This window comes from Arthrobacter sp. CAL618 (assembly GCF_000468215.1).
Taxonomy (GTDB): Bacteria; Actinomycetota; Actinomycetes; order Actinomycetales; family Micrococcaceae; genus Arthrobacter_D.
The window spans coordinates 1-4,694 of sequence record NZ_ASZW01000048.1; the positions used below are offsets into that span (position 1 = coordinate 1).

The 4,694-nt window shown below is 61.2% G+C and carries 5 protein-coding genes (1 of these 5 running past the window's edge); all 5 read right to left on the bottom strand.

Annotated elements, in window-relative coordinates:
• Nucleotides 1-28 precede the first annotated feature (28 nt).
• On the bottom strand, nucleotides 29-430 hold the full coding sequence (locus K728_RS0102760; RefSeq protein WP_019482756.1) for a cytochrome c oxidase subunit 4: 402 nt from the start codon (nucleotides 428-430) through the stop codon (nucleotides 29-31).
• A 3-nt stretch (nucleotides 431-433) separates the two neighbouring features.
• Entirely contained in the window at nucleotides 434-2,155 is a 1,722-nt protein-coding gene (gene ctaD, locus K728_RS0102765) for an aa3-type cytochrome oxidase subunit I (RefSeq protein WP_019482757.1), read from the bottom strand.
• On the bottom strand, nucleotides 2,155-3,021 hold the full coding sequence (gene ctaC, locus K728_RS0102770; protein ID WP_019482758.1) for an aa3-type cytochrome oxidase subunit II: 867 nt from the start codon (nucleotides 3,019-3,021) through the stop codon (nucleotides 2,155-2,157). Before ctaC ends, ctaD begins: the two co-directional genes overlap by 1 nt.
• Before the next feature lie 192 nt (nucleotides 3,022-3,213).
• The gene (locus K728_RS0102775; protein WP_024475770.1) at nucleotides 3,214-3,594 is read right to left on the bottom strand and encodes a HesB/IscA family protein; all 381 of its coding nucleotides are present in this window, start codon (nucleotides 3,592-3,594) and stop codon (nucleotides 3,214-3,216) included.
• A 93-nt stretch (nucleotides 3,595-3,687) separates the two neighbouring features.
• A protein-coding gene (locus K728_RS0102780) for a dipeptidase (protein ID WP_024475771.1) crosses the window boundary here: on the bottom strand, nucleotides 3,688-4,694 show its 3' portion. The gene runs 409 nt beyond the window's last position; 1,007 of the gene's 1,416 nt are visible here — the last part of the coding sequence; its start codon lies off the right edge, out of view; its stop codon occupies nucleotides 3,688-3,690.

Here is a 4,694-nt window from a genome sequence, read left to right on the forward strand (position 1 = left end):
GCCTCTCGTGTGGTCAGCGCAGACCTGGTTAGTGTGCGTGATCTCCGCGGCTGTACTCGAAGACCCAGCCAACAAGTGCTATCACTACCATGCCAAGGCTGATGTAGAGGATCCAAAAGCCGGCTGCCAGACCCAGGAAACCAGTCGCGGCGGACAGACCGAGCGCCAGGGGCCACCAGCTCCAGGGGCTGAAGTGACCCTGTTCGCCGGAGCCCTCGTGGATCTCGGCGTCGAGCCTGTCCTCGGGCCGCATTCCAACCCGGCGGCCGGTGAAGCCCAGGTAGAACCCGATCATTCCTGCCAGACCACCAACGAGCAGAATGCCCAGGAAGCCAACGTATTCATCCCAGCCGGTGAGGTATCCGTAGACAACCCCAACGATGAGGAAGAAGGGCAAACCCCAAAAGAAGAGTCCGGTTTCAACCTTCATGGTTTAGGCGTCCTTCCGGTCGGCTGCGCCAAGAGCCTGGCCGACAGCCGAGCTAGGCGTGTGCTGCTGTTGCAGCTCAGGGTGGTGGAGGTCCAGTGCTGGTCGCTCTGACCGGATCCGGGGCAACGAGGTGAAGTTGTGGCGTGGTGGTGGGCACGAGGTAGCCCACTCGAGTGACGCACCAAAGCCCCACGGGTCATCGACCTCTACCTTCTTGCCGCTGCGCCAGGTGATGTACACATTCCAGAAGAACGGAATCAGTGAAGCACCAAGAACGAAGGACGCGATAGTGGAGAACTGGTTCATCGCAGTGAACCCGTCCTCAGGCAGGTAATCGGCGTACCGGCGAGGCATCCCGATGACGCCAAGCCAGTGCTGGATCAGGAAGGTGCCGTGGAAGCCGAGGAACAGCATCCAGAAGTGGATCTTCCCGAGCCGCTCGTTGAGCATCTTGCCGGTGAATTTTGGCCACCAGAAGTAGAAGCCGGCGAACATGGCGAACACCACGGTTCCGAAGACCACGTAGTGGAAGTGAGCCACCACGAAGTAGGTGTCAGAGACATGGAAGTCGAGCGGGGGTGAGGCGAGGATGATGCCCGTAAGTCCACCGAAGAGGAAGGTCACCAGGAAACCGAGGCTCCACAGCATGGGCGTCTCGAAGGTAATCGAACCCCGCCACATGGTGCCGATCCAGTTGAAGAACTTCACGCCCGTCGGCACCGCGATCAGCATCGTCATGAAGGCGAAGAACGGCAGCAGGACCGCTCCGGTGACGTACATGTGGTGCGCCCAGACGGTCACTGACAAGGCAGCGATTGCGATGGTGGCGTAAACCAGGCCCTTGTAGCCGAAGATCGGTTTGCGACTGAAGACCGGGAAGATCTCGGAAACGATGCCGAAGAACGGCAGTGCGATGATGTACACCTCGGGGTGACCGAAGAACCAGAACAGGTGCTGCCAGAGGATCGCTCCCCCGTTGTCCGGATCGAAGATGTGGGCACCAAATCGTCTGTCGGCTCCCAGGGCGAAGAGTGCGGCAGCCAGTGGTGGGAAAGCCATCAGCACGAGGATCGCGGTGACCAGCGTGTTCCAGGTGAAGATAGGCATCCGCCACATGGTCATGCCGGGGGCCCGCATGCAGATGATCGTGGTGATGAAGTTGACCGCGCCGAGGATGGTGCCGAACCCGGACAGGGCCAGACCAAAGACCCAGAGGTCACCACCGAGCCCCGGAGAGAACGTGGTGTTCGACAATGGGGCGTAGGCGAACCAGCCAAACGATGCGGCACCCTGTGGGGTGATGAAACCGGAGACGGCGATAGTGCTGCCGAACAGGAAGAACCAGAATGCCAGGGCGTTCAGGCGGGGGAACGCCACATCGGGCGCTCCGATCTGGAGCGGCATGATGACGTTGGCGAACCCGGCGAACAGCGGGGTGGCGAACATCAGCAGCATGACGGTGCCGTGCATGGTGAAGAGCTGGTTGTACTGCTCCTTGGTCTGCAGGATCTGCATACCGGGTTCAAACAGTTCAGCGCGGATGACCAGCGCCATCACTCCTGCGAAGCAGAAGAAGATGAAGGAGGCGATCAGGTACATGTACCCGATGGTCTTGTGGTCGGTGGAAGTAATCCAACTGACTACCACGCGCCCCTTGGACCTCGGTACTACCCGCGGCGCTACCAGGGTGCCGGTATCTTCAGCCGTGTATTCGTAGGTGGACATCAGCCGTTACTCCCTGCTGTTTCGGATTCAGTGTCCGGGTAGGAATTGCGATCGTATTCTTCCCCGAGCTGGCCGTCTTCAAGGGTGGCCATGTGCGCGTCGAACTCTTGCTGCGAAACAACCGCAACGTTGAAGAGCATCTCCGAGTGATACTCACCGCACAGTTCGGCACACTTGCCGTCGAAGGTGCCTTCCCTGGTCGGGGTCAGGGTGATGTAGTTGGTGCGACCTGGAATCATGTCGCGCTTCTGCAGGAACGCCGGCACCCAGAAGGAGTGGATGACGTCGCGGGCGTTGAGCTGTAGCTCGACCGTCTGGTTGACCGGCAGGTACAGGGTCGGGAGGGTTTCGGGGATCCCTTCCTCGCCGGTGAGGTTCGCCTGGACGCCGCTGAAGTACTTGTCCTCATTGACGTAGTTGAAGTCCCAGGACCACTGCTTGCCGCGGACGTCGACGATTACATCAGGGTTGTCGACGCGGGCGTCGATCGCCTGCTGGTCGCGGTCAGTGAAGTAGAAGAACACCAGGACCATGAACAGGGGAATGGTCAGGTAGAACACTTCGAGTGGAAGGTTGTAGCTGACCTGGCGTGGGAATCCGGTCTCATTCCGGCGCCGGCGATAAGCAACGATGCACCAGATGATGAGGCCCCAGGTGATGATGCCGACTATCAGTGCGGCAATCCAGGAATTCACCCACAGATCGATGATTCGGCCGGTGTGGTTGGTGTTGTCGCGCTCGGCGGGCAACCAACCCCTTTGGACTTCAGCTGAACAGCCCGACAGAAACAACGCGCCAATCAGCATAATGCTGGAGATCTTGACGACCCTTGCGCGCCGGGTGCCGGTTCGGTGCTGCGAACTCACAGACGGCCCTTCCTTTTCTTACGTGTCTGCCACCCGTGGCGGCGTTACCCCGTGTGCGCAAAAAGCACACATTTAGTTTTACTACTTACTGTAGAGCTTACCTGTTACCGCCGCCATTGGATGACACAAAGACGGCCTGCCGTGGAACTTTTGGCAGGTCATCTGTGCGTTTGTTTGGGCAGCTGACACGTGCTAGTGGAATGAATCGCCGCACGCGCAGGAACCGCCAGCGTTGGGGTTGTCGATAGTGAAGCCCTGCTTGGAAATGGTGTCTTCGAAATCGATGGAGGCGCCTGCAAGATAGGGAACGCTCATCTTGTCGACGATGACCTCGACGCCGTCGAAGTCCCTGACGGCGTCGCCGTCGAGGGTTCGTTCGTCGAAATACAGCTGGTAGATCAAACCGGAGCAGCCGCCGGGCTGCACGGCGACGCGCAGGCGCAGGTCGGTGCGGCCCTCCTGTTCGAGGAGGCTGCGTACCTTTTCGGCAGCTACCTCAGATAGCGCCACCTCGTGTGCGGCCAACGCGGCCTCGGTGGTCTCTGTGGTGGTTTCGCTGGTGGAAGTACTCATTACTGGTTTCTCCTCGCTGTGGACACGTGTCGCGGTTTTGCGTCCTACCCAATGGTACGTCGGCAGTCCCGTTCGGGACCAACCCCCGGCTTTTCACAACCCGTCGGTATTGATCCGGGACAGCATGAGGGCTTCGGCGAGGACTGCCTTCTGGAATTCGGCAAGGTGCAGCGATTCGTTGGCACTGTGTGCCCTGGAGTCCGGATCTTCCACCCCAGTGATCAGAATCTGCGCGGAGGGGTAGACCTCGGTGAGATCGGCGATGAACGGGATCGACCCGCCCATACCGGCTTCAACCGCCGGGACCCCCCACGATTCTTCGAGCGCCCAGAGTGCGGTCTTTGCTGCCGGTGCGGTGGTGTCGGCAGCAAAGGCGTTGCCGGTCTCCCCCGCGGTGAACGTGACCCTCGCGCCAAAGGGGGCGTTGCGTTCCACATGGTCCCTCACCGCGGCCATGGCCGACGCCGGGTCCTGGCCGGGGGCGAGTCGCAGGCTGAACTTGGCTCGGGCCCGGGGAAGCAGGGTGTTGGACGAGAGCGCAACCGTTGGTGCGTCGATCCCGATGATGGAGAGTGCGGGTTTGGTCCAGAGCCGCGAAGCGATCGATCCGGTGCCGGCGAGACGAACGCCGTCGAGCACTGACGCATCGGCCCGGTAATCGGCCTCGGGGTAGTCGACCGTCGCGTCGTCACCGCCGGCCAGACCGGCGATCGCGACGTCGCCGGCGTCGTCATGGAAGGTAGCGATCAGACGGGACAGCAGGGTCGGCGCGTCGAGCACCGGTCCACCGAACATTCCCGAATGAACGGCATGTTCCAGGACCTGCACCTCGACGGTCCCGTCGACGAGGCCACGCAGGCTCGTGGTCAGCGCCGGAACCCCGACCTTCCAGTTGCTGGAATCTGCCACCACTATGACGTCTGCCTGCAGCAGTTCCCGGTGGGTTTCGAGGAATGTCCTGAAGGTCGGCGAGCCGGCCTCTTCCTCACCCTCGATGAACAAGGTGACGCCGACGCCGAAGTCCTCCCCCAGCACCTGGTCGAGTGCACGCAGTGCACCCAGGTGCGCCATGATGCCCGCCTTGTCATCGGCGGCTCCCC

Bases quoted from the DNA above. Each gene is read 5' to 3' on its own strand.
- K728_RS0102760 (WP_019482756.1), bottom strand. From the start codon at position 430: ATGAAGGTTGAAACCGGACTCTTCTTTTGGGGTTTGCCCTTCTTCCTC.
- K728_RS0102775 (WP_024475770.1), bottom strand. From the start codon at position 3,594: ATGAGTACTTCCACCAGCGAAACCACCACAGAGACCACCGAGGCCGCG.
- ctaD (WP_019482757.1), bottom strand. From the start codon at position 2,155: ATGTCCACCTACGAATACACGGCTGAAGATACCGGCACCCTGGTAGCG.